This is a genomic window from Serratia sp. CY74737 (assembly GCF_052166775.1).
GTDB classification, from domain to species: Bacteria; Pseudomonadota; Gammaproteobacteria; order Enterobacterales; family Enterobacteriaceae; genus Serratia; species Serratia ureilytica.
The window spans coordinates 227,596-252,858 of the sequence record NZ_JBJNOF010000001.1; the positions used below are offsets into that span (position 1 = coordinate 227,596).

The 25,263-nt window shown below is 56.9% G+C and carries 28 protein-coding genes, 3 tRNA genes and 1 other RNA gene; 26 read left to right on the forward strand and 6 right to left on the reverse strand.

The features are described from left to right. Positions 1 to 47 precede the first annotated feature (47 nt). The gene (locus tag ACJ8PE_RS01110) at positions 48 to 464 is read left to right on the forward strand and encodes a VOC family protein (RefSeq protein ID WP_033643835.1); all 417 of its coding nucleotides are present in this window, start codon (positions 48 to 50) and stop codon (positions 462 to 464) included. On the opposite strand, the gene ACJ8PE_RS01115 is transcribed toward ACJ8PE_RS01110, so the two are convergent. Beyond that, positions 458 to 1,036: a TetR/AcrR family transcriptional regulator gene (locus tag ACJ8PE_RS01115; protein ID WP_033643834.1), complete on the reverse strand. Its 579-nt coding sequence runs from the start codon at positions 1,034 to 1,036 to the stop codon at positions 458 to 460. The genes ACJ8PE_RS01110 and ACJ8PE_RS01115 overlap by 7 nt on opposite strands. 108 nt (positions 1,037 to 1,144) lie before the next feature. Between ACJ8PE_RS01115 and ACJ8PE_RS01120 the strand changes: the two genes are divergently transcribed. The 4 genes from ACJ8PE_RS01120 (at position 1,145) to ACJ8PE_RS01135 (ending at position 2,396) form a co-directional block, all read left to right on the forward strand. Continuing rightward, entirely contained in the window at positions 1,145 to 1,612 is a 468-nt protein-coding gene (locus tag ACJ8PE_RS01120; RefSeq protein WP_197760906.1) for a nuclear transport factor 2 family protein, read from the forward strand. A gap of 127 nt (positions 1,613 to 1,739) precedes the next feature. Further along, positions 1,740 to 2,069 carry an osmotically-inducible lipoprotein OsmE gene (gene osmE / locus ACJ8PE_RS01125; RefSeq protein WP_004935874.1) on the forward strand — a complete coding sequence of 110 codons (330 nt, stop codon included), beginning with the start codon at positions 1,740 to 1,742 and terminating at the stop codon, positions 2,067 to 2,069. Between the two features lie 157 nt (positions 2,070 to 2,226). Continuing rightward, positions 2,227 to 2,314: transfer RNA gene (locus tag ACJ8PE_RS01130), tRNA-Ser, on the forward strand. Between the two features lie 6 nt (positions 2,315 to 2,320). Next, positions 2,321 to 2,396: transfer RNA gene (locus tag ACJ8PE_RS01135), tRNA-Thr, on the forward strand. 91 nt (positions 2,397 to 2,487) lie between these two features. On the opposite strand, the gene ACJ8PE_RS01140 is transcribed toward ACJ8PE_RS01135, so the two are convergent. Next, positions 2,488 to 3,165, reverse strand: coding sequence for a LexA family protein (locus ACJ8PE_RS01140; RefSeq protein WP_089192046.1), 678 nt, complete (start codon positions 3,163 to 3,165; stop codon positions 2,488 to 2,490). Positions 3,166 to 3,407: 242 nt separating this feature from the next. Between ACJ8PE_RS01140 and ACJ8PE_RS01145 the strand changes: the two genes are divergently transcribed. The 17 genes from ACJ8PE_RS01145 to ACJ8PE_RS01225 all read left to right on the forward strand — a co-directional run bounded on the left by ACJ8PE_RS01145 (position 3,408) and on the right by ACJ8PE_RS01225 (position 19,422). Next, positions 3,408 to 3,770 carry an antiterminator Q family protein gene (locus ACJ8PE_RS01145; protein ID WP_042785760.1) on the forward strand — a complete coding sequence of 121 codons (363 nt, stop codon included), beginning with the start codon at positions 3,408 to 3,410 and terminating at the stop codon, positions 3,768 to 3,770. A gap of 790 nt (positions 3,771 to 4,560) precedes the next feature. Further along, positions 4,561 to 4,881, forward strand: a complete 321-nt coding sequence (locus ACJ8PE_RS01150; RefSeq protein WP_033652509.1) for a phage holin family protein — start codon at positions 4,561 to 4,563, stop codon at positions 4,879 to 4,881. Then, entirely contained in the window at positions 4,868 to 5,308 is a 441-nt protein-coding gene (locus ACJ8PE_RS01155; RefSeq protein ID WP_033652510.1) for a lysozyme, read from the forward strand. The genes ACJ8PE_RS01150 and ACJ8PE_RS01155 overlap by 14 nt, the downstream gene beginning before the upstream one ends. Before the next feature lie 57 nt (positions 5,309 to 5,365). Beyond that, positions 5,366 to 5,755 carry a hypothetical protein gene (locus ACJ8PE_RS01160; protein ID WP_033652511.1) on the forward strand — a complete coding sequence of 130 codons (390 nt, stop codon included), beginning with the start codon at positions 5,366 to 5,368 and terminating at the stop codon, positions 5,753 to 5,755. Then, on the forward strand, positions 5,752 to 6,144 hold the full coding sequence (locus ACJ8PE_RS01165; RefSeq protein ID WP_089192044.1) for an HK97-gp10 family putative phage morphogenesis protein: 393 nt from the start codon (positions 5,752 to 5,754) through the stop codon (positions 6,142 to 6,144). The genes ACJ8PE_RS01160 and ACJ8PE_RS01165 overlap by 4 nt, the downstream gene beginning before the upstream one ends. A 40-nt stretch (positions 6,145 to 6,184) precedes the next feature. Continuing rightward, complete coding sequence (locus ACJ8PE_RS01170; protein WP_033652513.1) at positions 6,185 to 6,640, forward strand: major tail shaft subunit; 456 nt, start codon at positions 6,185 to 6,187, stop codon at positions 6,638 to 6,640. A 126-nt stretch (positions 6,641 to 6,766) separates the two neighbouring features. Beyond that, positions 6,767 to 7,132 (forward strand): phage tail protein, encoded by a 366-nt coding sequence (locus tag ACJ8PE_RS01175; RefSeq protein WP_025160180.1) that lies wholly within the window; start codon positions 6,767 to 6,769, stop codon positions 7,130 to 7,132. A 17-nt stretch (positions 7,133 to 7,149) separates the two neighbouring features. Then, positions 7,150 to 7,371, forward strand: a complete 222-nt coding sequence (locus ACJ8PE_RS01180) for a hypothetical protein (protein ID WP_004935830.1) — start codon at positions 7,150 to 7,152, stop codon at positions 7,369 to 7,371. Further along, on the forward strand, positions 7,364 to 9,694 hold the full coding sequence (locus ACJ8PE_RS01185) for a phage tail tape measure protein (protein ID WP_442536695.1): 2,331 nt from the start codon (positions 7,364 to 7,366) through the stop codon (positions 9,692 to 9,694). The genes ACJ8PE_RS01180 and ACJ8PE_RS01185 overlap by 8 nt, the downstream gene beginning before the upstream one ends. Further along, positions 9,694 to 10,032, forward strand: coding sequence for a phage tail protein (locus ACJ8PE_RS01190; protein WP_072627296.1), 339 nt, complete (start codon positions 9,694 to 9,696; stop codon positions 10,030 to 10,032). The genes ACJ8PE_RS01185 and ACJ8PE_RS01190 overlap by 1 nt, the downstream gene beginning before the upstream one ends. A gap of 9 nt (positions 10,033 to 10,041) precedes the next feature. Beyond that, positions 10,042 to 10,794 (forward strand): phage minor tail protein L, encoded by a 753-nt coding sequence (locus tag ACJ8PE_RS01195; protein WP_033639816.1) that lies wholly within the window; start codon positions 10,042 to 10,044, stop codon positions 10,792 to 10,794. A gap of 9 nt (positions 10,795 to 10,803) precedes the next feature. Then, a complete protein-coding gene (locus ACJ8PE_RS01200) occupies positions 10,804 to 11,508 on the forward strand; it encodes a C40 family peptidase (protein ID WP_099784201.1) in 705 nt (234 codons plus the stop codon). Positions 11,509 to 11,544: 36 nt separating this feature from the next. Continuing rightward, complete coding sequence (locus ACJ8PE_RS01205; protein WP_143557036.1) at positions 11,545 to 11,883, forward strand: hypothetical protein; 339 nt, start codon at positions 11,545 to 11,547, stop codon at positions 11,881 to 11,883. A gap of 168 nt (positions 11,884 to 12,051) precedes the next feature. Continuing rightward, positions 12,052 to 12,552, forward strand: a complete 501-nt coding sequence (locus ACJ8PE_RS01210) for a tail assembly protein (RefSeq protein WP_404757993.1) — start codon at positions 12,052 to 12,054, stop codon at positions 12,550 to 12,552. A 53-nt stretch (positions 12,553 to 12,605) separates the two neighbouring features. After that, positions 12,606 to 16,193 (forward strand): TipJ family phage tail tip protein, encoded by a 3,588-nt coding sequence (gene gpJ, locus ACJ8PE_RS01215; protein WP_197792608.1) that lies wholly within the window; start codon positions 12,606 to 12,608, stop codon positions 16,191 to 16,193. A gap of 50 nt (positions 16,194 to 16,243) precedes the next feature. Further along, positions 16,244 to 17,404 carry a tail fiber domain-containing protein gene (locus ACJ8PE_RS01220; protein ID WP_442536696.1) on the forward strand — a complete coding sequence of 387 codons (1,161 nt, stop codon included), beginning with the start codon at positions 16,244 to 16,246 and terminating at the stop codon, positions 17,402 to 17,404. Next, positions 17,401 to 19,422, forward strand: a complete 2,022-nt coding sequence (locus ACJ8PE_RS01225) for a phage tail fiber protein (protein WP_197792609.1) — start codon at positions 17,401 to 17,403, stop codon at positions 19,420 to 19,422. Before ACJ8PE_RS01220 ends, ACJ8PE_RS01225 begins: the two co-directional genes overlap by 4 nt. A gap of 157 nt (positions 19,423 to 19,579) precedes the next feature. Here ACJ8PE_RS01225 and ACJ8PE_RS01230 read toward each other — a convergent pair whose 3' ends face one another. Further along, on the reverse strand, positions 19,580 to 19,822 hold the full coding sequence (locus tag ACJ8PE_RS01230; RefSeq protein WP_042785072.1) for a DinI family protein: 243 nt from the start codon (positions 19,820 to 19,822) through the stop codon (positions 19,580 to 19,582). Positions 19,823 to 19,995: 173 nt separating this feature from the next. Beyond that, positions 19,996 to 20,907, reverse strand: coding sequence for a LysR family transcriptional regulator (locus ACJ8PE_RS01235; protein WP_033643831.1), 912 nt, complete (start codon positions 20,905 to 20,907; stop codon positions 19,996 to 19,998). A 125-nt stretch (positions 20,908 to 21,032) separates the two neighbouring features. Here ACJ8PE_RS01235 and mhbT point away from each other — a divergent pair, with 125 nt between their 5' ends. The 4 genes from mhbT to maiA are packed head-to-tail and all read left to right on the forward strand — an operon-like array spanning position 21,033 to position 24,821. Further along, a complete protein-coding gene (mhbT, locus tag ACJ8PE_RS01240) occupies positions 21,033 to 22,382 on the forward strand; it encodes a 3-hydroxybenzoate transporter MhbT (RefSeq protein WP_197760904.1) in 1,350 nt (449 codons plus the stop codon). Between the two features lie 19 nt (positions 22,383 to 22,401). Continuing rightward, positions 22,402 to 23,439 carry a gentisate 1,2-dioxygenase gene (gene gtdA / locus ACJ8PE_RS01245; protein ID WP_197760902.1) on the forward strand — a complete coding sequence of 346 codons (1,038 nt, stop codon included), beginning with the start codon at positions 22,402 to 22,404 and terminating at the stop codon, positions 23,437 to 23,439. A 15-nt stretch (positions 23,440 to 23,454) separates the two neighbouring features. After that, on the forward strand, positions 23,455 to 24,156 hold the full coding sequence (locus ACJ8PE_RS01250) for a fumarylacetoacetate hydrolase family protein (RefSeq protein WP_047025322.1): 702 nt from the start codon (positions 23,455 to 23,457) through the stop codon (positions 24,154 to 24,156). Positions 24,157 to 24,176: 20 nt separating this feature from the next. Further along, on the forward strand, positions 24,177 to 24,821 hold the full coding sequence (gene maiA / locus ACJ8PE_RS01255) for a maleylacetoacetate isomerase (protein WP_197760994.1): 645 nt from the start codon (positions 24,177 to 24,179) through the stop codon (positions 24,819 to 24,821). Positions 24,822 to 24,959: 138 nt separating this feature from the next. On the opposite strand, the gene ACJ8PE_RS01260 is transcribed toward maiA, so the two are convergent. Next, a non-coding RNA gene (locus ACJ8PE_RS01260) (RtT sRNA) lies at positions 24,960 to 25,089 on the reverse strand. 33 nt (positions 25,090 to 25,122) lie between these two features. Continuing rightward, a tRNA-Pro gene (locus ACJ8PE_RS01265) sits at positions 25,123 to 25,199 on the reverse strand. Between the last annotated feature and the right edge of the window lie 64 nt (positions 25,200 to 25,263).

Sequence of the window (25,263 nt, forward strand, 5' to 3'; positions counted from 1 at the left end):
TTCCTCCTCTAAGCCTACGCTGTCAGTACAAAAAAGAGGGGGATGATATGGAACTCAAGATCGATAAGGTGATCGAAACGGTGCTGTACGTCAGCGATATTGAGCGAGCGGACGCCTTCTACCGAGAAGTGCTGAAGCTGCCGGCGATGGTCGCCAACGAGCGGTTCCGCGCCTATAACGTTGGCGATCGGAGCGTATTGTTGCTGTTTGTCGAGGGCGATTCGCTGCGTGGGGCGCATTATCCGACCGGCTTTATTCCCGCGCACGATGGCGTGGGGCCGGCGCATATCGGGCTGGCGGTGGCAAAAGACCAACTGCCGCACTGGGAACGGCATCTGACGGCCAACGGCGTGGAAATTGAGGGGCGCATGCGTTGGGATCACGGTGGCGAGAGCATCTACTTTCGCGATCCCGACGCCCACCTGTTGGAACTGGTGACGCCGGGCATCTGGGCCAATTACTGATCGAACCCGCCTTGCGCCAACAACGCCAGCGCGGCATTCAGCACCTGCAACGCCGGCTGCGGCTGGCGCTCAATCTGTACCCTGACGATGGCGCCGTCGATCAGCATCGCCAATATCGCGGCGTGCTGTTCCCGCTGCGGGCCTGCGGGCAGGTGGCGCGCCAGTTCATCCGTCATCTGTTGCTTATGCCGGCCGGCGAGGTGCAGGCTTTCCGGCAGCAGATCGGCGATCTCCACGGCCGTATTGATAAACGCGCAGCCGCGAAAACGCGGATCGTCGAACCATTCCGCCAGGCAGGGCGCCAGCGCCGGCAGTAACCCGCCGCTCTGCGCCACATGTCGATCCAACGCTGTACTGAACCAGGTTAGCCACTGCTGGTGGCGATAGGCCAAAAACGCCGTAATCAAATCGTTCTTGCTGGGAAAGTGGCGATAAAACGTCACCTTAGTGACGCCTGATTCCTTGATGATGCGATCGATGCCGGTGGCGCGGATCCCTTCCTGATAGAACAGATCGTGGGCCGTCAGCAGGATGCGCTGACGGGCGGGCAAGGTGTTGCGATCAACGGTCATCATTTTTCTCCCAGGCTATTTTCGAGTGATTGTAGACAACTCTGTCTACATGCGCTAGCGTAATGATGTAGACAGAGTTGTCTACGCACCTTCACCCAGGAGATGATCATGAGCATTAAACCCCCATTGCCGCCTTTTACCCGTGAATCTGCCATCGAAAAAGTACGGTTGGCGGAAGATGCCTGGAACAGCCGCGATCCTGAGCGGGTTTCGCAGGTCTATTCCCTCGATACCCATTGGCGTAATCGCGCGGAGTTTGTCGACGGCCGCGCGGCGGTGGTCGCATTTTTGCAACGCAAGTGGGCGAAAGAGCTGGAGTATCGGCTGATTAAGGAACTGTGGGCGTTTGACGGCGCGCGCATCGCGGTGCGTTTCGCCTATGAGTGGCGCGACGATTCCGGCAACTGGTATCGCAGCTTCGGCAACGAAAACTGGGAGTTCAATCAGGAAGGGTTGATGATCAACCGCCATGCCTGCATCAACGACATGCCGATTCGCGAACAGGGTCGGCGTTTTCATTGGCCGCTGGGTCGGCGCCCAGACGATGTCCCGGCGCTGAGCGATTTCGGCTTTTGAATCCGATGTCGCGCCCGCGCCGGCCGATCGCGAGAAAAAGCGCACCGATCGACAAAGGGGAGTTTGTAGAAAAGCCTTTCCACTTCTAGACTTAGGGGACAACAAACGTACTCCAAGAGGACAAGCTATGACGAAGAAGTTGGTTTTGGCCGTCGGCACTGCGGCGGTATTTTCCATTCTTGCCGGCTGCACCGCCTATGACCGTGCAACCAGTTATGTCAATGAGCCGGTGGTCAGCGATGTCAAAGTAGGGATGACCAAGCAGCAGGTGCGGGCGATTGCCGGTCCGCCGTCGACGTCTGCCACGCTGATCCATGCGCAGGGCACCTGCGACACCTATGCGGTCGCGCCGCGCGATGGCAAAGTGCAAACGTATTTTGTCAGCTACAACGACACGGGCCATGTCATGAACAAGGGCTATCAAACCTGTTCAGACTACGATTCGCAGCCGAAGTAATCGCGTTTCAGCCGAACATAAAAGCCTCGCTTTTGCGGGGCTTTTCATTTTTTAAGCGTTTAAGGCCTGAAGTTTAGGCAACTGCGCCACCGATGTGATTTTTTTGCATCAAAACGATAGACATTTCATAACGGTATCGCTAATATCAGCGCCCATTGGAAGGATGGCCGAGTGGTTTAAGGCAACGGTCTTGAAAACCGTCGAGTGTAACAGCTCCCAGAGTTCGAATCTCTGTCCTTCCGCCAAATTCAGCCGGCTTAGCTCAGTAGGTAGAGCAACTGACTTGTAATCAGTAGGTCACCAGTTCGATTCCGGTAGCCGGCACCATGACAAAGCAGTACCGGCGCCCTGAGTGCCAAAAAAACCGTCAGCCGCAAGGTTGGCGGTTTTTTGCATTATGTCGTCTCAAACGGGTAGGTCAGGGCAGCCAGGCACCGAGCACCACCCCGAGAATCATGTACTCATCGGCATTCAAAGTCGGACAACCCGGCATGTTCCCCTTAAGCCACTGATGACCGGCTTCCTCAACATATCTTCTAAAGATAAGTTCTGCGCTGTCGCAGCGTTTCGCTATCACCTTATCACCGGACACGAGCTCGGTTATACCGGCAGTCATGGGTTCGACAAGAATCAATGCTCCCTTTGGGTAATTGGCGCCGGCAGAGCCGCTCATCGTGTCATCCCGCACCGGCAACCAGTAGGCCAGAGCGCTGCATTGCACCATCGCCGGGTAGTGGACGGTCGTTCCTTTGCGCAACTGTTCATGAGACAACGGCAATGTCCACGCCAGCAGCGGCAGCGTTTTAGCCAAGGCCTGTGCGGCCTTCTGCCTGACGGGGCGTTGCCCGGTCTGCTCCAGGCCATCCAGCCAGCCGATTTGCACGGCGAAGTACTGTTCAATCCTTCGCGCCATGTCCCCACTGATGCCCTTTTTACCCTTCTTGCCCGGCGGGTAGAGCAGACGAGAAACATAGTCTGCGGCAATGCCGAGCGCCTCGGCAAGGCGCTTTTGCCCCCCGACGCCGAGGTTATCGATCAGGATGATCAGGCGCTCTCGCCGCATCTCCTGCAGGTGCATTTTTTGCTCGTTTTTCATGAGGCCATCGTACCTAAATTTACCTGCAGGTAAATGGATTTTCGCTATTGAAAAAAAGATACCTCTGGGTATACTTGGTACTGGTTATTTGTACAGTATTTTGTGCGATATCCCTCGGTGAGCCCGCCGGGCGGATCGGTTGTTGCGTCTTGGCGCACGCCGAGCAGAAGAACGGCTCGAACGACGTCGGTCAACAACATGGAGCCCTGGCGATATGGCAAACGCCCAAAGGAGGTGGAAGCATGAGAGATATGAATGAAGTTTTGGAGCGGTGGGGCGTATGGGCCAGGGATAACAGCGGCATCGACTATTCCCCCATTGCTGCCGGGTTCAAAGGGCTGTTGTCCTATAAGTCGAATGGCGAGCGTTCCTGCTGCGATGATGACGGCCTGGTGATCGACGGTTGCGTGGGCAGATTGAAGAAATACAAACCCGAAGAGTTCGATCTCATCATTGCCCACCATGTTTATGGCATATCTCTGCGTAAGATCGCCCTGAAAAGGAAATGTTCAGACGGTACGATACGCAAAGAGATGCAAACGGCGGAGGGATTTATCGGGGGATGCCTGGCGATGTTGGATATAAAGTTGAGTATGGATCGCTGAAACGCCTGTCGTTGACGTTGATGAGGGTTTATTTCTTGTTTCCCTATTGCGTCAGGAATAACAATAGCGCATGCGCGTTGCAATAATTAATAAAAGGCTCACGCGTACGCAAATAAGCGTGTAATCTGATAAAACTGAATTGTTGCCGGCGCCGCCGCACGATAGCTAAACCTCGCTTCGGCGGGGTTTTATTTTTTATAATAAAAGGCTCGCGCGTACGCAAATAAGCGTGTAATCTGATAAAACTGAATTGTTGTCGGCGCCGCCGCACGATAGCTAAACCTCGCTTCGGCGGGGTTTTATTTTTTATAATAAAAGACTCACGCGTACGCAAATAAGCGTGTAATCTGATAAAACTGAATTGTTGCCGGCGCCGCCGCACGATAGCTAAACCTCGCTCCGGCGGGGTTTTATTTTTTATGATAAAAGACTCACGCGTACGCAAATAAGCGTTTAATCTGATAAAACTGAATTGTTACCGGCGCCGCCGCACGACAAATAAACCTCGCTTCGGCGGGGTTTTTCATTTTTAGCCTCCTTGTCAAAACGGTCAATCACTCACTGAATAATGACTGTCGTTGAATGGCCACGACGGGAGGCTAATCCTTCTCCTTTATAAAACGGCGCAATCCTTATTTATCTGCTCAGGTTGGGCAGAACGGATAAGCCATTTTCGACAGCGTAAATGGCCGTTTTTTAAATGGAACAGGAATGACGGTTAGGGGCTGCATTTCGCCGCTCTTTTCCATGACTCCCGACGATCGGGCTATGCCCCGGTAAGGGGAGGGGGATGACTATGCCTTGGAAAAATGAACCAAACATCCTTTCAATGCTGCTTGCTTTCGGTATGACGCTGCTGGGGGCGATCGCCAGCTATTCCTTCAAGGTCTTGAACGGCGAAACCTTTAGCTGGAGGACGCTGTTTTTGCAGCTGTTCGTTTCTATTTTCGCTGGTTTGACCATGGTGATGATTGCGCTGCATTACGACTGGCCTTCGGAGGTGATGGGCGGCGTATGCGGTATGGCGGGATGGTCGGGAGCATCGCTGATCAAGGCATTGGAACGCCGATTTCTCAATAAAGCGTCAGGAGGAAACCATGAAGATAAGTGACGACGGCATGGCGCTGATTAAGCGTTTCGAAGGCCTGCGGTTGCAGGCTTATCAGGACTCGGTCGGCGTTTGGACGATCGGCTACGGGTGGACTCAACCGGTAGCGGGACGAAAAGTTGGGGCCGGCATGGCGATCGATGCCGCAACGGCCGAGCGTTTGCTGGTGTGCGGTGTCGCTCAATTCGAACAGGGCGTCGAACGGCTGGTGGCGGTGACGATCACGCAGGGGCAGTTCGATGCGCTGGTGAGCTTCGCCTATAACCTGGGCCTGCGCGCGTTGGAAAACTCGACGCTGTTGCGCAGGCTGAACGCCGGCGATCGGCAGGGGGCGGCCGACCAGTTCGGCCGATGGGTGAATGCGGGCGGTGTGCGGCTCGATGGGCTGGTTGCCCGGCGCGCGGCGGAACGCGCGCTATTCCTTTCCTGATGCCCAAATGCATCTGCAGAACGATTCAACTCTCGAAACGACGGAGACCTTGTCCAAATGATTGAAGATGAAATCCAACGCTCGCTGACTGCGCTAACCCATCTGGCGGTTCATCCGCTGATCCTGCCGGATCCGCAGCAAGAAGGCGTGACCTATCAGAAGATCAGCGATCTGAAAGTGAACACCGGTCTGGTTGACAGCTCGCTGGTGCAGAGCCGTTTTCAGGTCGTGTTGTACGTAATCGACGATTACTCCCGGCTGATCGCTCTGGACAAAGCGGTTTTGAATGCCTGGGAAGGGGTTCGACATGGTCATATCGGCGAATGGCCGGTACAAGCGGTCACGCGCAGCACCCTTTTGCAGAGCGCCACGCCCCTGGCGGATAACCGCGTCCAGTATCGGATGGCCCGCGATTACCTCATCACCCATTCCGAGGTGGCGGCGTGATCGCCATAAACGTTACCGGCATGGCGGAATTGACTCGCCGTTTGGAAGCGATTCGGCGCGAGGTCGCCAGTCACATTCTGCCGGAGGCCGGCCACGCCGCATTGGCCCCGGTTCTTGGCACCATGCGGCAGTGCGCCGAACGAGGGGCGCCAAACAGCGGACCCTCGCTGAGCGCCGGTATCGCGATACGCCCGGCCGTTACCGGATGGAACGCGGTGACGTTGCGCGTCGGCCCCAGTAAACAGCATTACCGCAGAGCCCTGGAGCAGGAGTACGGCACGGCAACGCAAGCCGCCGCCCCGTTTATTCGCCCTGCGCTGGATCACCACAAGCACCAAGTGTTACGCATCCTGGCGGCTCACGTCCGCTATGGCATCGAAAACCGGTAGCGACCGCTACCATCCTTCATCAAAAAGAGAGAGAAAAACTATGGCTGATAAAACTTCGCCAGAATACGCCATGCTGCCTGCCGGCACTATCGTCAAATGGGGCACCGTCGGGGCTGCAACCACGGCCATGAAGGCGCTGACCAACTGTAAAGCGGTAGGTGAAATGGGGCAAACCGGCGGTTTTGTCGATTGCACCACGCTGCTGGATACCGCCAAGCAGTTTATTTCCGACCTGCCGGAAGGCGCGGAGAAATCCATCGGTTTCATCGACGATCCGTCCAACGCCGATTTTGCGGCGCTGCTGAATGCGGCAGACAAGCGCGAAACGGTGCAGTTCTACGTCGAGTTGCCGAACGGCCGCACCTCCACCTCCATCCTGTCGCTGTCCGGCTGGAAAATGAATGAGATTACCGCCCCGGCGAGCGAAGTCATTCAGATTACCGTCCAGGGCAAGCAAAACAGCAACACCTGGGGCACGGTCACCCCGAAAGTGTGACAAACCGACGGTTCGCGCTGGCTTAACGTCTGAGGGCGTTCGGCGCGAACGCTTCCGCCGCGGGCCATGTGGCCTGTGGCAACCCGCTTATGTACAGAGTAAACCGAATTGAACAAGGAAAAACTGATGACAGAGAAATACGATCTGAAAGCGCTGAAAGCGGCGCTGCTGAAATCCGACGACCACGTGATTGAAACGCAGATCTTTGGCGCCAAAGCCTTTATCCGCCGCCTGAAAGCGGCGGAGCTGCAGGAAAATGAAGACGGCATGAAGGCCGCCATCGACAGCGGTGACATGAACAAAGCCGCGCAGCTTAACGTGCAGCTGCTGCTGTCATGCCTGATGACGCCGGACGGCAAACGCATTCCGGCCGGCGCCTTGCCGAGCGTTGACGATCTGCTGGCGGCGCACGATAACCCAACGCTGGTCGAAGCCATCGGCGCCGTCAAGCGCCATGCGGTCGGCAGCCTGGAGGAAGCGGAAAAAAACTGACTGACTCGCCCTGGCTGATGTTGGTGTTCCAACTGGCCGATCGCTGGGGTGAGTCGGATCCTCGCAAGATCGCCGCGATGCCGGCGCACATCCTGAATCACTGGCGGGCATACTTCAAACTGCAAGGCATGACGGCCGATGCGGCGGAGAGTGCCCCCGTTCATCAATCCGGTCAGCCCGCGCAAAGCAGTATTGATATGCAGTGTGCTGACGTTATGCGAGTGCTGGGAAATGGCTGATACCGCACAGTTGGTCGTCGGGTTGCAACTGAATGACACCAACTTTAAAAACAAACTGACGGCGGCTTACCGTACCGCCGGGGAACAATCCGCCAAATTTAACCGCCAGGCTCAGCAGGACGCGAAAAAGACCGACGAGTCCTATCAACGCATCGGCGGCACGCTTGGCGGCCTGGCGGGGAAACTGGCGGGGCTGGCCGGCGTTGAATTGTCGCTGCAGGGCCTCGCCGCCACCTCGCGCCAGTATGGACAGGCGCTCACCGAACTTGCGTCCATCACCGTCGCCGCGACGGCGCAGATGAAGCAGTTGGACGACGCGGCTCGCCAGGCGAGCAGCGCCTCCGGCGACGGCGGCAGCCGCGCGGAGGAGATGCTGAAACTGGCCGGCGGCCTGAATGACAGCGCGGCGGCCTGGCGCGATCAGGCGGCGGCGGCGCGCGGGGCGGCTCAGGCGACATCAGGCGTCGGCGCGGCGTCTCGCGTTGCGCTGGGGATGCTTGGTGGCCCGATCGGTGTCGCCATCCAGGCGGGATTGGGGATGGCATACTTTTATGAGCAAACAATGCAAGCCAAAGAGGCTGCGGTGAGTCTGAAAGATGCTGCGATTCTAACCACGTCAGAGCTTATAAAACTGTCTAGTAAGCAACTTGCCCTGAGAAAGTTAGATCTCAGTGAGCAGCTCGAGGAACAGCTTAGTGAGCGAGATAAGCAGCAGAATTTGTTGAATTACGCAAACGAGAGAATAGAACGAATCCAGAGTAACCCAGGTCGACTGGGTGACATATTTGGTGTTGAAAAGCAGTTGCAAGCTACGCGGGTGCGTGCAGAAGCGGCTCTCGAGTCAATAGACATCGGGATTCAAAATACTCGCACTAGCATGCAAAATATTGACCAAGCTAACCTTCTTGTTTTGACAGGGGCTGCTCGTCATTTTAATCAGCCAGCAGGTAATATTTTGCCCGCTACTGCAACTGCGCAGGCGCAGTTGATGCCCTCTCCGCCCCCTGCTTATACATTGGATATTGTAAATACAGATAATCGTGGACGTGAGCGACAGCAGGTTCTTGATCAGTACCAACAACTGCGTCAGGAAATCGAGCAGGCGCATCTGAGCAGCCTCGAAAAAATCACCCAGGATGAACAAAGCGCACAGACCAAGCTGGCGTCAGCGGCCAAGGCGGCCGGTGCCGGGCAGGCCGATGTGCAGCGTGCGATGGCGCTGAACGCCGAGAAGTATCAGCGGCAGCGGCAACAGCTCGCTGAACAATACGCGCCAGGGCAGGCGGCGGTGCGCAAAGAGCAGGAGGTCGGCAAGGAGCTGAAGGCGTTGTATGACGGGCGGCTGTTGACCGAACGCGAGTACCACACCGCCAGCCGGATGCAGCAGCAAGAAACGACGCGCCAGCGGCTGAAGGCTGAAACCGATGCGCTTGCCGCGCCGCGTATGAACATTGCCGGTGATGTGGATCCGGTCGCTCGCCTTAACAACCAGCTGGTGCAGCAGCAGGCGCAATACCAGGCTTACTACCAGCAAGGCATTCTGGATAAACAGCGCTATGAACAGCTGATGCAGGCGGCGACGCAAGAATCGTCGGACGCTCAGTATCAGCAGGCGCTAAGTCTGTTCGGCGGGCAGAGCCGCGTGCACAAGATGGCGCTGGGGCTGGTGGACATGACGCGGGAACGGACCTCCGGCATGATGTTCGATCTGCTGACCGGGACGCAAAACTTTAAGCAAAGCATGCTCGGTTTGATGACCTCCATGACGCAGTCCATCATTCAGCAACTGATCGATCTGGCGATGCAGGCGCTGTTGACCAGAACCATTCTTTCCACCTTTATGAATATCGGCAGCGGCTTGCTGGGCGGGGCTGCAAGCGCCGGCACGGGCGCGGCCGGTTCAGGTGCGATGGGCATGCCGACCGGTTGGCAAGGCTATGTCCCCAACGCCAAAGGCGGCGTATACGCCTCGCCTTCGCTGAGCGCATTCAGCGGCCAGATCGTCAGTAATCCCACGTTGTTCGCGTTCGCCAGAGGCGCCGGCTTGATGGGCGAAGCCGGGCCGGAGGCCATTATGCCGCTCAAACGCAGCGCGGACGGTTCGCTCGGCGTGCGGGCGATCGGCGGCGGCCAGCAGTCTGCGGCGGCGCCGAATGTCTACATCACCATCGAGAACGGCGGCAACGTCAGTTCGCAGGCCGATCCGGGATGGGGCGAGTTCGGTAAACGGATGGGCAATATCGCCGCGCAGGAAAGCCAAAAGGTAATCAACCGTAACCTGATGCCGGGCCAGCCGATTTGGAAAGCAATCAAGGGGATGTAATGGGCATTCAGACATTTGAATTTCCGGCGCGCGTCAATGCCGCCGGCGATATGCGCTTTCGCGTCAGAAAGGCGCAGTTCGGCGACGGCTATGCGCAGGTCTCCGGCGACGGCATTAATCCGATCGTGCGCTCCTGGGAGCTGACCTTTGTCGGCAAGTATGACTACATCACGCCGATCATCGTCTTTCTGGAAAATCATCATGGGGTGAAATCTTTCCAATGGACGCCACCGACGCAGGTTCCCGGCCTTTACCGCTGCGAGGGTTATAAGCCGGTCGCGATGGGCGGGGACAACTATTCACTGACGGCCACGTTTACCGAGGCTTTTCACGTTTAACCGGGGGAGATGATGCTGAATTCAGATTTGCAAAAGCTGGAGCCGGGCAACCGCATCCGCCTGATTGAGGTGGACGGCACCCGGTTTGGCGCCGATATTCTGCGCTTTCATTGCGATACCCTGCCGTTTACGCCGCAAGAGCTGGCCGCCGCCGGCGGTGATGAAAGCAAACTGCCGGCGAAATCGGTCTGGTGGCAGGGGCTGGAGTACGGCCCGTGGCCGTTTAGCGTTGAAGGGCTGGAGATTTCCGCCGACAGCCAGGGCAACGCGCCCAAGCTGTCGGTCGCCAATATCAACGGCCTGATCAGCGCGCTCTGCCTGCAGTTTGAGGACATGGCGCAGGCTAAGGTGCGGATCCACGACACGCTGGTGCACTACCTTGATGCCCGCAATTTCCCGCAAGGGAACTCTTCGGCCGATCCGCTGCAGGAAAAGCTGCAGGTGTTCTACATCGATCGCAAGGCGACGGAAAGCGACGAAGCGGTGGAGTTCGAACTCTCCAGTCCGGCGGACCTGCGGGGATTGCGCATCCCGACCCGGCAAATCCACAGCCTGTGCACCTGGTGCTCGCGCGGCGGCTATCGCACCGGCAAGGGCTGCGATTACGCCGGTAGCCGTTACTTTGACGACAAGGGCAACCCGGTGGATGACCCGAGCCAGGATCGCTGCGGCGGGCTGTTGAGCGACTGCCAAAAACGTTTTGGCGAGCACGAGCCGCTGCCGTTCGGCGGCTTCCCCGGCGCGGCGTTGATCCGGCAGTAGGGGGCGAGCATGAAAGAAAAAACCGCGGCAGCCATTATGGCGCACGCCAGGGCCGAGTATCCGCGCGAATGTTGCGGTGTGGTGGCGCAAAAGTCCCGCGTGGAGCGCTATTTCCCGTGTCGTAACCTGGCGGACAACCCCACCGAGCAGTTTCATCTGGCGCCGGAAGACTACGTGGCCGCCGCCGAATGGGGCACCATCACCCTCATAGTGCACAGCCACCCGGACGCCACCACGCAGCCGAGTGAACTGGACAAGGCGCAGTGCGACGCGATGGAGTTGCCCTGGGCGATAGCCAGCTGGCCGGAGGGGGATTTGCGCACCATTTTGCCGCGCGGCGAACTGCCGCTGGTGGGCCGCCAGTTCGTGCTGGGGCATACCGACTGTTGGGGACTGATCATGAGCTATTTCCGCCAGGAGCACGGCATAACGCTCCAGGATTACCGCGTTGATTACCCGTGGTGGGAGCAAGGTGAAAACCGCTATCTGGAAAACTGGCATGCCTGCGGCTTTCGCGAGTTCGATGGCCCGCCGCAGCAGGGGGACATGGCGATCATGCAGGTTTCTGCGCCGGTGGCCAACCACGCCGGCATTCTGCTGGCAGATGGCCTGTTGCTGCACCATATGTACGGCATGCTTAGCCAGCGGGTGCCTTACGGTGGGTATTGGAAAGAGCGAACGGTGAAGGTGTTGCGCTACAAAGCCCTGATGTGATGCTATCATTCCACTTTTCAGCTTAAGGAAAAGGTAATGAAGAAAATTATCGCTGCAATTGCCACAGTAATTTTGTCTGGCTGTTCAACTACGGCTAACGAACTTCGATTGACAACACCGGCTATCCAAGGCCATACAATTAAAGCAGCGGATGTATATATTGGATGTGTTCTTAATGTTTGGAATGAAAAAAACACCATCTCACCAATTAGCCCACAGCCTGCGGAGCGCGGTTATACAGCTCAGATAAATGATATGTCTAGAGGTGTTGTAATGTTAATTGACGTGAAAAAGACTGACTCTGGTAGCGATTTCTTATTTTATAAAAAACGAGATATGGACTTCTATGAGGCGGCAGTTAATGCATGTAAATAGTATCTTGGTTACACGCTATATACCCGCCTAGGCGGGTTTTTTATTGGGGGTCATATGAGCTTTATCGAGGTGCCATTAAGAGTAGTTCACTTCCACGGCCCGATGGTTAGGTTGTTTGGTAAAAACTTTAAATATCGTGCTCACAATGTTCCAAAAGCTATCGATGCTATGAAAAATCTAATAGACGGATTTGAACGATATATGTTGGAAGCACATAAGCGCGGACTGACCTTCGCTGTATTTGTGGGGAAACGTAACGTTGGTCAAGACGAGATGGAGCTGACGAAAGGCACGGAAGACATTCACCTGGTGCCAGTGGTTATTGGAAGTAAACGTGCAGGGCTTTTTCAAACTATTGCAGGAATAGCATTAATTGCTCTGGCTGCTTGGAACCCAGTTATAGGTGGAGCGGCAATGATGTCGGCAACCACAGCCACTTCCGTTGGCCTGATGGGTGCTTCCCTTGCCCTCGGCGGCGTCGTCCAAATGCTTTCCCCGCAAATGGGCGGGCTGCGCATGCGGCAAGGCCCGGAAAATAAACCGAGCTATGCCTTTGGCGGGCCGGTCAACACCACGGCGCAGGGCAACCCCGTCGGCGTGCTGTACGGCACGCGTGAAATTGGCGGGGCGATTATCTCCGCAGGTATTTATACCGAAGACCAGCAATAACGACATCCGTTTGAACAGACAGCCGCAATAGCGGCTTTTTTTATGGGCGAAATATGGCACAGAACATGATCCGTGGGCGAAAAGGCGGCGGCGGTGGCGGCCACACGCCGGTAGAATCGCCGGACAGCATTCAGTCGATCGCCAGAGCGAAGATGCTGTTCGCATTAGGCGAAGGGGAATTTGCCGGCGGGCTGGATGGCACAAACATTTTTGTTGACGGTACGCCGGTACTGAGCAGCGACGGCACGGAAAACTTTCCCGGTTTCCGCTGGGAGTTCCGCCCTGGCTCGCAGGCGCAGGAATATATCCAGGGCATTCCCGCCGTTGAAAATGAGATCTCGGTCGGCAGCGAACTGAAAAGCGGCGCGCCGTGGGTGCGCTCCGTCTCTAACCTGCAGCTTTCCGCCGTCCGCCTGCGCCTGGGTTGGCCCATGCTGCAAAAGCAGGCGGACAACGGCGACGTCAACGGCTATCGCATCGAGTACGCCATCGACGTGGCGACCGACGGCGGCAGCTATCAGGAGGTGTTAACGGCGGCGATCGACGATAAAACCACCTCGCTGTATGAACGCTCGCACCGCATCAATTTGCCGAAGGCCACCACGGGATGGCAGCTGCGCGTGCGCCGGTTGACGCCTAACGCCAACAGCGCCCGGATCGCCGACCGGATGAACATCGAGGCGCTGACCGAAATCATCGACGCCAAGCTGCGCTATCCGAACACTGCGCTGCTTTACGTGGAGTTTGATTCAAAGCAGTTCCCCAACATCCCGAAGATCAGCTGCAAACCGCGCGGCCGCCTGATCCGCGTGCCGGACAATTACGATCCGCAAACGCGCAGCTATACCGGCATCTGGAGCGGCGGCTTTAAGTGGGCCTACAGCGATAACCCGGCGTGGGTGTTTTACGACATTATTTTGGCCGAGCGCTTTGGCCTGGGCGATCGCATCGACGCCTCCCAGGTCTCCGAGTCCGAACTGTACCGCATCGCGCAGTATTGCGATCAGCCGGTGCCGGACGGGCGCGGCGGCGAGGGCATGGAGCCGCGCTTTACCTGCAACGTTTATCTACAGTCGCGGGAAGAGGCCTGGACGGTACTGAGCGATTTGGCCGGCATCTTCCGCGGCATGACCTATTGGGGGCAAAACCAAATGGTCGCCCTGGCGGACATGCCGCGCGATATGGACTTCACCTACACCCGCGCCAACGTGATCGACGGCAAGTTTACCTACTCGTCCGCCAGCGAACGCACCCGCTACAGCACCGCGATGGTCAGCTGGTCCGATCCGGGCAACCATTACGCCGATGCGATAGAGGCGGTATTCGACAGCGATCTGGTGCGCCGCTACGACGTGAACCAGACCGAGCTGACGGCTATCGGCTGCACCACGCCGAGCGAAGCGAACCGCCGCGGCCGCTGGGCGCTGTTGACTAACAGCAAGGATCGTACGGTCAGCTTTTCCGTGGGGCTGGACGGCATGATCCCCATGCCGGGGCATATCGTCGGCGTGGCAGACCAGATGCTGGCTGGGCGGGTGATTGGCGGGCGCCTCAGCGGCGTGGACGGCCGTAAACTGACGCTGGACAGGACGCCGGGCGCCAAAGCCGGCGATCGCCTGATCGTCAACCTGCCTTCCGGCCGGGCGCAGGCGCGCACCGTGCAGGCGGTGAATGAACGCGTAGTGACCGTCACCACGGCCTACAGCGAGACGCCGGCGCCGGAAGCGGCCTGGTCCATCGACGCGGACGACCTGGCGGTGCAGCTTTACCGCGTGGTGGGTATCGCCGACAACGGCGACAACACCTATACCGTCAACGCGGCGGAACACGATCCGAACAAGTACGCCCGCATCGATACCGGCGCGCGTATCGACGATCGTCCGATCTCCATCATTCCGCCCGGCGTGCAGGCGCCGCCGAAGAACATCACCATCGACAGCTACTCCTCGGTGAGCCAGGGTATCGCCATTACCACCCTGCGCGCCGCCTGGGGCTCGGTTGAAAATGCCATCGCCTATGAGGCGGAATGGCGCAAAGATAACGGCAACTGGGTGTCGGTGCCGCGCACCTCGGCGCTCGGCTTCGAGGTGCCGGGGATTTACGCCGGTCGTTATCGGGTGCGGGTGCGAGCCATCAACGCCAGTGACGTATCGTCTATTTGGGCGACGTCGATGGAAACCTACCTCAAGGGCAAAGAGGGTAAACCGCCGATGCCGCTTGGCTTCAAGGCATCGCCTTTGCTGTGGGGCATCCAGCTCGACTGGGCGTTCCCTGGCGGCGCTGAAGATACGCTCAAGACCGAAATTCAGTATGCGGACAACGCGGCCGGAAATAACGCGATGCTGCTGGCCGATATCCCGTACCCGCTGCACACCCACGCCATGACAGGGTTGAAGGCGGGGCAGGAGTTCTGGTTCCGCGCGCGGTTGCAAGACCGCACCGGCAATCAGGGCGACTGGACAGGCTGGACCGCTGGGCAGGCGAACGCGGACGCCGGCGATTATCTCGAGAACATCGGCGACGATCTCCTGACCGCGAAAGACGGCGAGCGGTTGGTGGGCGATATCGACACCAACATCGACGCTATCTTGCAGAATGCGCTGGCCAACAACGCGACGGTGGGTCACCAATGGGCGCAGTACGGTACGGTGCGCGCCGATATTATGGTGGTGAAAACCACCATCGCGGAGGTCGATCGCGGGCTGGCCGAGATGAAAACCCAGGTGCAGGCGCAGATTGACGACGTGGCGGCGGTGCTGGAAGACAAACTGACGGCGACGGTAGACGCCGACGGCGCCACGGCCATCCATACGTTGAAAGCGGGCGTGCGGGTGAACGGCACCTTCTACAACGCCGGCATGTCGATCGCGGTATTGGCGGAAAACGGCAGGCCGGTTACCACCCGCGTGGGCTTTAACGCCAACCAGTTCGTGCTGATGAGCGGCAACAACAGCAATCAGTATTCGCCGTTTGCCGTGGTGGATGGGCAGGTGTTTATTAGCGACGCGTTTATTCGCAATGGTACTATCGATAGCGCAAAGATCGCACAGCATATCCAGTCTTCTAATTGGGTAAGTGGGCAGCGTGGCTGGGCGATAAATAAAGATGGCGGGGCACAATTCAATAACATTAGCGCCCGTGGAGCGATATATGCCGACACTGGTGAGTTTAAAAATGGCGTGATTGGCAATTGCCGGATCCTTGAGAATTGCTCCATTGAGGGAAAACTTTCCGCCGCGAATATCGAAGGCGCGATCATGGATGGCTCGATGTTAAGCTGGACGGGTTATCATACTAATGCGAGTCGGTTATTACGCTTTGGCGGTAATAATGTTATTCCCGTTCGTGTCTTTGGACAGATTCAAATTAAAAGAAGTGGACGAGGCTATCCTCACGGTTATGGCGGGGTTAGGCAAAACACAACCGGCGGAGGCTATATGCCAGAGGTTTCCTTTAGTTCCAGTTCTAGTAGCGGGCAACCTTCAGTATCCATCGTTTATATCGATACATTAATTGGAAAGTCTTCGACTGCCTTTTGGCAGCTTGCCGCAGGAGAGCTTGACCAAGGACAATCGCACTCAACGACTTTTATTGTGAACATCTTTGCCACTCCGCAATATACAGCCTTTGGGCTGGAGTAACCATCATCTCCGTAACGAGGTTTTTATCAGGCTAATTCAGGAGGATATTTATGCCAGCAGGCACTCTCACCCTAACAAATAATTCCACAATAGTAAAAGGTACCGGAACGGCCTTTAATACCGAGCTGAAAGCCGGTGATTTCATCGTGAGCGTGGTCGGCGGCGTAACCTATACGCTGCCGGTTAAAACCGTTGATAATGCTACGCAGGCAACGCTGGTTAAAGCCTATGACAGCTCGACTCAGGTCGGTGTTGCCTGGAATGCTGTACCGCGCGATGCAATGAACGCCATCACTGCCCAGCTGGCTGCCGAGACGGCGAAAGCCCTGCGTGGGTTGAATTCCGATAAAGAGAATTGGCAGCAGGTCTTCAGCGGCAGCGGAAATATTACGGTAACGCTCCCTGATGGCAGCACCTATACCGGTCCAGCCTGGAATAATATTGCAGATTCACTCAATAATAAATTAGACAAGACGATTAGCGCTGCCCAGGAAATTAAAGGTTCACTGTCTTTACAGGGTTCTTTGGTGACAGGGCAAACGGCAAACCTTGACGTGGGGGGATATTCACGCTTCCGTAAGTCAACGACATTTGATGATACCATGATGGGGCGAAATGGGATTCATTTGAACTCTGGTGATACGGGGTCTTCTAATGTCCGTGCTGAAAAAACGTTTACTAGGTCTACCGGAACTGTAGATGGCCCCACATTACTATCGGTTATGACAACTGCAGGTGGTGTTGTCACAGCTATGCAAATGTTTTGTCGCCGTGAAATTGGTGTAACTGATTATGGTGCGATTTCATTTAAGGATTATGCCAATGTTTGGCATGAGGTTCGTCTACAGAATAACGGAGACTTTAATAACTTAACTGGAAATTGGGTGACCGGCTCAGATCTTAGAATTAAAACTGAAGTAAAAGAAATTGAAGATCCCATAACACTCATTCGTGGTCTAAAACTCTATACCGGCAAGCGCGATGGCAAGCCCTTTATCGGTGGTATCGCACAAGAAATTGAAAAGAAGCTTCCTCAGGTTGTTGCTGAAGGTGGTTCTTTAGAGTTGCAAAATGGCGAAACCGTTACTCGAGTAAAATCCGTCGATTATTCAACGTTGGGATATGTGGCCTTGGCTGCCTTGAATCAGGCTCTGGATAGAATCGATCGCCAGGATGAATTAATCAAAGAACTCATGGAGAAAGTGCAATGACTTTAATCAGCGGCGTATTAAAAGGGCCTTATGGCGATCCTCGTTCCGGCGTAACCATTACCATGCGCGCAGTCAGAACCTCGTCAACGGTATTGAGCCTGGCTAAATCACAATCGGTGACGGATGACAGCGGTAAATACGCTCTATCCGTGGAGCCGGGCGCTTACGAGGTTATCATCTCTGTCTATGGCGCACAGCCGGAACGGGTGGGGGCTATCGAGGTGTATAGCGATTCCTTGCCCGGCACGCTCAATGATTTCCTGAGCCGGCCAGGGGAAAGCGATATCACGCCGGAGATTGTGCAAACCGTCGATCGTTTGCGTGCAGAGGCGGCCGCCTCCGCAGGCAAGGCATCTTCCTCCGCTACGGCGGCGAAAACCAGCGAGCAAAATGCGGCGAAGAGCGCCGCACAGGTGGTGACCGCCTTTGATAATGTGCGGTTCAAGTTCCCGGAAAACAACACCAATATCGCCACTTGGTTCCTGTTGGGGCAGTTTAAAAATGTGGGGCAAAATGGTGTCGGGATCGCGCTCAATTTCTACGGTTCGAACGGCTATAACGGATTTGTTTATAACGCCGGCCTGTCACGCCTGATGCTGAGGACGGGTAATCTTGGCGCCAGCGATACGACCAATAAGGCCAATCGTATCGGCGGCACCTTTCTTAACGATACCGGAACGGCGATCTTGGATATTCAGGTTATTGAATCCAGTCGCGATAATTATGATATCTATGTGAAAGTGAATACTTTCACCATCAACTGCTGGTATACGGTTGAGCAAATCACCTATGCGAACGCGGCCGGCTTGCGCTGGGAGCATAAGGCGGTAAAGCAATCGGTGGAACCGAGCGGGGTGATGAAAATTGATATGCGCACGGGCGTTTCGTTTTCGCAATCCCAGGCGTTACCCGATTATGCTACTGTCGCCCAATCTGCTATCGGTGGTTTTGGTACCGGACCAATTCATACCGAGGATGCATTTGCGAAGGATAATAAATCCTCCATTCAGCGCTACACGGTAGCGACGGTCAATCGGCCGGGCAACGTGTCCGGGGGCATATTAACGCTGCCGGTGGATGGCGGGCCATCTTGCGCGTATTTTGCCACATCGGTTTCGCGGCAGGCTTGGGTGGGGAGTTCATCTACCGCATTGCCTTCGACTATCACCTGGTCGCGGTTATTTAGCTCGTCCGATCAACCCACCGTCGCGGATATTGCAAACCTGAAAGATTGGGGCTTGAGTAAAGGTGCTACCGCCGCAAACAAAGGCAACTTCAATGCGCAAATGCAGAGCCGACGGGGTTATGTGAGCACAGCTCCCATTGGCAATCCCTTCAAAGATGTCGGCACTCACTTTCTCGATACGCGATCGTGGGCGGTGACGCAGGCGGGAACCGACGACAGTTACCGTACGGTGCAAACCTGTTACGGCTATGGTGTAAGTGCGGCGCAATCGGGGAAAATTGCCGTGCGCAGCTGGAATGGCGCTACGTTTACCCCCTGGGTTTGGATGTGGTCGGAAGCCAACACCACCGTTGACGCCAACGGCTTTATCAAGAAAGCCTCGCCGATCGCCAGATTGTCCGCGGCGCCGCAGCATATGCAAGCGGACTATCTGGACGGTGGCTTTGCTTTGGCCGGCTATGTCGCCGTTAATGGCGAAGCGGCCGGGGTGAGCGCGGAACGAATCGCTACCGGCCTTTATCAGCTGAATGGGTCGCTGGGGTTGGCAAAGGAGGGCTGGACTATCGAAGTGCCGCAGGACGTGAACGGCAACCGCCTGTGCTTTGTGGAAACCGCCACCGATAACGACGGCGTCATTACGGTGAAAATCAGCAAACGTCGTTTTGACATCGATACCGCGACGGTCGTGGCCGGCGAAGCGATGGATATCCCTGAGGGGCGCTGGATCGATCTGCGCCTCGCCATGCCGGTGCGTGAAGAGGTGGAGGTGTTGCCGCCGGAGGCGCTGGTGTTAAACGATGACACGCCATCGGAAACCAACGCGGTTTCATAAACTCGAATGGATGCCAGGTAAATAATGCCGGTGCAGTCGGTTTCAGGTATCTGCGCCGGCATCATCGCCGCCAGGCTCGGGCAGAGTCACTGCCCGTTCCGCTATGCAGGGTTCCCGCTGAGTGGGAGTTCGCCCCTGCGAATAACGTTCTTTCCCGTCAAATATCAGTGACCAGCCACTGATCCGCTTCTTCGAACATCTCTTCCAACATCCGGTTCAGCTTTTCGCGATCGCTTTTGCTGGCGTCGGAGTTCAGGCCGTTGGCCTGCATCGGTTTCACGCGCACTTCCGCCTCCGGGAACAGCACATGCACGCGTTTTTCCAGCTCGCTGCGAATAATCTCGGCGGCGTTGGGCAGCCCAGCGACGTTGCGTTTGTCGTACACCAATTCTACAAACATGACTCACCTGTAAATACTGATTTAATGTACAGTATTCTGGCCTGAGCCGCTCGGGTTGGCAAGAGGGGGCGCGGAATTTTACAAGGGGTGTTTATTCTTGCGCGGCGTGCGCTAAAGCCCGCCGCTGAATCCCCGTTCTGCCAGAAAAGGGAGCCGTCGCGTTAAGGCGATTTTTATCTGGCCTGCGTCAGCAGCTGCAAAAAGCGGCTCAGTGCGGCAAAAGGCGGCTCGCTGTTGCGCCAGAAAACACCCACGCTGCCTTTCTGCTCAATCTTCGGCAGGTTCAGGATCGCCAGTTGCCCCTGGCTGGCATAACGCTGCGCCAGCCGTAGTGAAAGAATGGAGATCATGTCGCTGCTTTGCAGCAGGTTGGTGCTGACGTTCATCGATGCCGATTCAACCGTGTTTTCAGGCAGCATCACGCCGTTATCTGCCAACGCATTATCGATGCTGAGGCGGATTGGCGTGCCGGTCGGCCAGACTATCCAGCGCCAGTGGGTGAGATCGTGCCAGGTGAGGGAGGCGGATTTTGCCAGCGGATGGTGAGGGCGGGCAACGAAGCATACCGGTTCGGTGTAGAGCACTTGATAGTTGAGCGGCAGTTGCAGCGCCCGCCCCCCGACGCGGCCAACGACGACATCCACCGCGCCCGCGAGCAGATCGTGCAGCAGGGGGGTCATCACCTTTTCCTCAATATTGAGATGCAGCGTCGGCATTTCCTGCAGCAGGCTCAATATGGCCTGCGAAACGCAGTCGGTCGCCACCGGCGAGCAGCCGATTTTCAGGCTTCCCACCAGCCCGCCTTGCTTAAAGCGGGCGATTTCAGACTGCGAACGCTCCAGATCATTGATCAAACGCTGCGCATGCTGAAGCAGCAATTTCCCCCCCTCGGAGGGGCGTAGCCCTTTGCTATGCCGCTCAAAGAGCGTGAGCCCAATCTCATCTTCGAGCTGCGACAACCATTTTGACAGAGCGGGTTGGGAGATGTTCATCATCCGCGCAACGTGGGTCAGATTTCCCTGTTCACCCAATGCCACCAACATTTGCAGATGGTGCAGCTTCAATTTCTGCGCCCAGTTCGCCATTTGTTATAGCCCTCCGGTTATGTCTCCGCCCGAAAAGCCATTGTACATTTTATCGCTAAAGATACAAATTCGTAACATACCTAAAACAACACAGACATCTCCCTACCTGCTGCGAGGCGCTCACTATGACTCAACGGCGTGATTTACAAGCACTGATCGACGCAGCCCCTATCGGCAAGACGCAGTGGCGCGTCATTCTCTGCTGCTTTTTGGTGGTGATGCTCGATGGTTTTGACACCGCGGCCATTGGTTTCATCGCGCCCGACATCCGTACCCAATGGCAACTGACCGCCGGCGAACTGGCACCGCTGTTTGGCGCGGGGTTGCTGGGATTGACGGCGGGCGCGCTGCTTTGCGGCCCGCTTTCTGACCGCTTTGGCCGCAAGCGCGTTATCGAACTTTGCGTGGCACTGTTTGGCACGCTGAGCCTGATTTCGGCCTTCTCCCCCGATATGCCAACGCTGGTCATTTTACGTTTTCTCACCGGCCTGGGGTTGGGGGGCGCGATGCCGAACACCATCACGATGACCTCTGAATATCTGCCTGCTCGCCGCCGTGGTGCGCTGGTCACGCTGATGTTCTGCGGTTTCACGCTCGGTTCAGCCCTGGGCGGGATCGTCAGCGCCCAACTGGTGCCGGTGATGGGGTGGCACGGCATTTTGGTGCTCGGCGGCGTCTTGCCGCTGATGCTCTTTGTAGTGCTGCTGTTTGCCCTGCCGGAGTCCCCGCGCTGGCAGGTTCGCCGCCAACTGCCGCAAAAGGTGATTGCCAAAACGGTCAGCGCCATGACTGGCGAGTGCGATGAAGAGACCCATTTTTATCTGAACGAAGCCGCCACGGCAGCCAAAGGCAGCATCAGCCCACTGTTCGCCGGCCGCCAGTTGCGCATCACCCTCATGCTCTGGGCGGTTTTTTTCATGAGCATGCTGATCATCTACCTGCTCTCCAGCTGGATGCCGACGCTGCTTAACCACCGCGGTATTGATCTGCGGCATGCCTCCTGGGTGACCGCCGCTTTCCAGATAGGCGGCACGGTGGGCGCGCTGGGGCTGGGCGTGTTGATGGACAAATGCAATCCCTTCCGGGTGTTGGCGGTGAGCTACGCCTTGGGCGCCGTGTGTATCGTCATGATTGGCCTGAGCGAGAACGGCCTGTGGCAAATGGCGCTGGCCATCTTCGGCACCGGCATCGGCATCAGCGGGTCGCAGGTCGGGCTGAATGCTTTGACCGCCACGCTCTATCCGACGCAAAGCCGGGCGACGGGCGTCAGCTGGTCCAATGCCATTGGCCGCTGCGGCGCGATTGTCGGCTCGCTTTCCGGCGGCGTGATGATGGCGATGAATTTCTCATTCGATACGCTATTTTTCATTATTGCCCTTCCGGCGGCGCTCAGTACGGTGATGTTAATGCGGCTGACGGCTGTCGTTCGTCTGTCTGCCCCAGCCCCTGACACGTTGCCTCGCGCAGCGTCGTGAATGAAAAAGGAGAATCCCTATGCCTGAACGCCATCAGGATGTTAACCCCAGCCGCCAGCAGTTTTACCGGCAGATTTCCGGGCAGAACCTGACCCCGTTGTGGGAGTCGCTGCACTATCTGGTACCGTCAACGCCGAATGCAAACTGCGCACCGGCTTACTGGAACTATCAGGAGATTCGCCCGCACCTGCTGGCCAGCGGCGAGTTGATTGGCGCCAAAGAAGCGGTGCGCCGCGTGCTGGTGCTGGAAAACCCGATGTTGCGCGGACAAGCCGCCATCACCCCGACGCTGTACGCCGGATTGCAATTGATCATGCCGGGCGAAATCGCGCCGAGCCATCGCCATAATCAGTCCGCGTTGCGTTTTATCGTCGAAGGGAATGGGGCGTTTACCGCCGTTGACGGCGAACGAACGCAAATGCATGAAGGCGACTTCATTTTGACGCCGCAGTGGCGCTGGCACGATCACGGCAATCCCGGCGCTGAGCCGGTGGTATGGCTGGACGGTCTGGATCTGCCGCTGGTGAACCTGCTGGGCTGCGGTTTCGCGGAAGACTATCCGCAAGAACAGCAGCCCGTGACGCGCCGGGAGGGGGACTATTTACCGCGTTATGCGGCCAATATGCTGCCGCTGCGCCATCAGAAAGGCAACTCATCGCCCATTTTCAACTACCGCTACGATCGCAGCCGCGAAACGCTGTACGACCTCACCCGCATGGGGGACGCCGACGAGTGGGACGGCTACAAGATGCGCTACGTCAATCCGGTGACCGGCGGCTATCCCATGCCCTCGATGGGCGCCTTCCTGCAACTGTTGCCGAAAGGCTTTTCCTCACGAAAGGCGCGCACTACGGACAGCACCCTCTACCACGTGGTGGAAGGGCGCGGCCAGGTCAGCATCGGCAATGAAACCCTTCACTTTTCGGCAAAAGATATCTTTGTGGCGCCGACCTGGTTCGACGTGTCGTTTCAGGCGGATGAAGACACCGTGTTATTCAGTTTTTCGGACCGGCCGGTTCAGGAAGCCCTGGGGCTGTTCCGTGAAGCACGTTATTAATTTGGGAGAGACAAAATGACGCAATACGTATTTGCACCGCCAGCCCCCGTGACTGTTCCTGTCGTGGGGAGTGATAAACAGTTCCCCGTGCGCCGTGTCTACTGCGTCGGGCGCAACTATGCCGCCCATGCTCGCGAAATGGGCTTTGATCCGGATCGTGAGCCGCCGTTCTTCTTCTGTAAGCCTGCCGATGCGGTGGTGCCGGTGGCGGCCGGCGAAACGCTGGCGCTGCCGTATCCGGCGCAAACGGACAACTATCACTACGAAATCGAACTGGTGGTGGCGATTGGCAAACGGGGGAGCGATATTCCGTTGGAAAAGGCGCATGAATATATCTGGGGATATGCCACGGGCCTGGATATGACCCGCCGCGATCGGCAGATGGACATGCGTCAAATGGGGCGCCCATGGGAAATCGGCAAGTCGTTCGATCTCTCTGCGCCCATCGCGCCACTGCATAAAGCCGGCGACAGCGCAGACGTCAACCATGCGCCTATCTGGCTGCAGGTCAATGGCAGCGATCGTCAGCGCAGCGACATCCGTCATCTGATCTGGTCGGTGAATGAAACCATCAGCTATCTGTCCGGCTTTTTTGAGCTGCAGCCCGGCGATCTGATTTTTACCGGTACGCCGGAAGGGGTGGGGGCAGTGGTGAAAGGCGATGTGATTACCGGGAATGTAGAGGGGCTTACCCCTATCGCCGTGAAGATTGTCTGAGGCTGATTCTGAGGTGAATGATGAAGCTGTACAGTTTTTTTAATAGCTCAGCGTCCTACCGCGTGCGCATTGCGCTGGCGCTGAAAGGTATCCATTACCAGACGGTGGGCGTCAATATTCGCATCGGGCAGCAGAATGAGCTGGCTTATCGGCGTATGAACCCGGTCGGGCTGGTGCCGACGCTGCTCACGGACGACGGCGAGTCTCTCAGCCAGTCGCTGGCGATTACCGACTGGCTGGATCGCCATTTCCCCCAGTCGCCGCTGTTGCCGACGGCAGATCCGGCGCGCAGCCGGGTACTGGAAATCGTTTATGTCATCGCTTGCGATATTCACCCGGTCAATAACCTACGGGTGTTACGCTACCTGAGTGAAGAGCTGAAGGTGAGTGAGGAAGAGAAAAAACGCTGGTATGCGCACTGGATCCGACAAGGGCTGAGCGCCGTGGAGCAGCTGTTGCTCCAGAGGCCGCCAGGGCCCTTCTGCGTTGGCGACAACCCGACGTTGGCGGATTGCTGCCTGATCCCTCAGTGGGCGAATGCCCTGCGGATGGGGTGCGATCTGAGCGGGTACCCGCGCTGTAAAGCGATTTACGACGCCTGTACTCAGCTCCCGGCGTTCATCGCCGCAGCGCCCGAAAACCAACAAGACAAAATCTCAGCCTGAGCTTGATAAGGAGAAAGGCCGTCGCGAAAGCGAGGCGCGCAATGATCGTTGGGGGAGGCAGTGGTGCAGCGGCTGCGCTCTCATCCTCTCGACGTGCAGACGAAAAAAACCTGCTGTTACAGCAGGTTTTTTTGAATTTGGTCGGCATGAGAGGATTATGCGCATCTTCGATGCTTGCCCTGCGGGCCGTTGCTAAAGCAACGTGGTCTCACTACGTTCGGCTCAAACCTCCTTCGGAGATTCTCATCCTCTCACGTACAGACGAAAAAAAACCTGCTGTTACAGCAGGTTTTCTTGAATTTGGTCGGCATGAGAGGATTCGAACCTCCGACCCCCGACACCCCATGACGGTGCGCTACCAGGCTGCGCTACATGCCGACGCTATGAAAAATCATACTACCGATTCTCGATGTTTATGCAAGCGCCTTACCACTTGATTGCT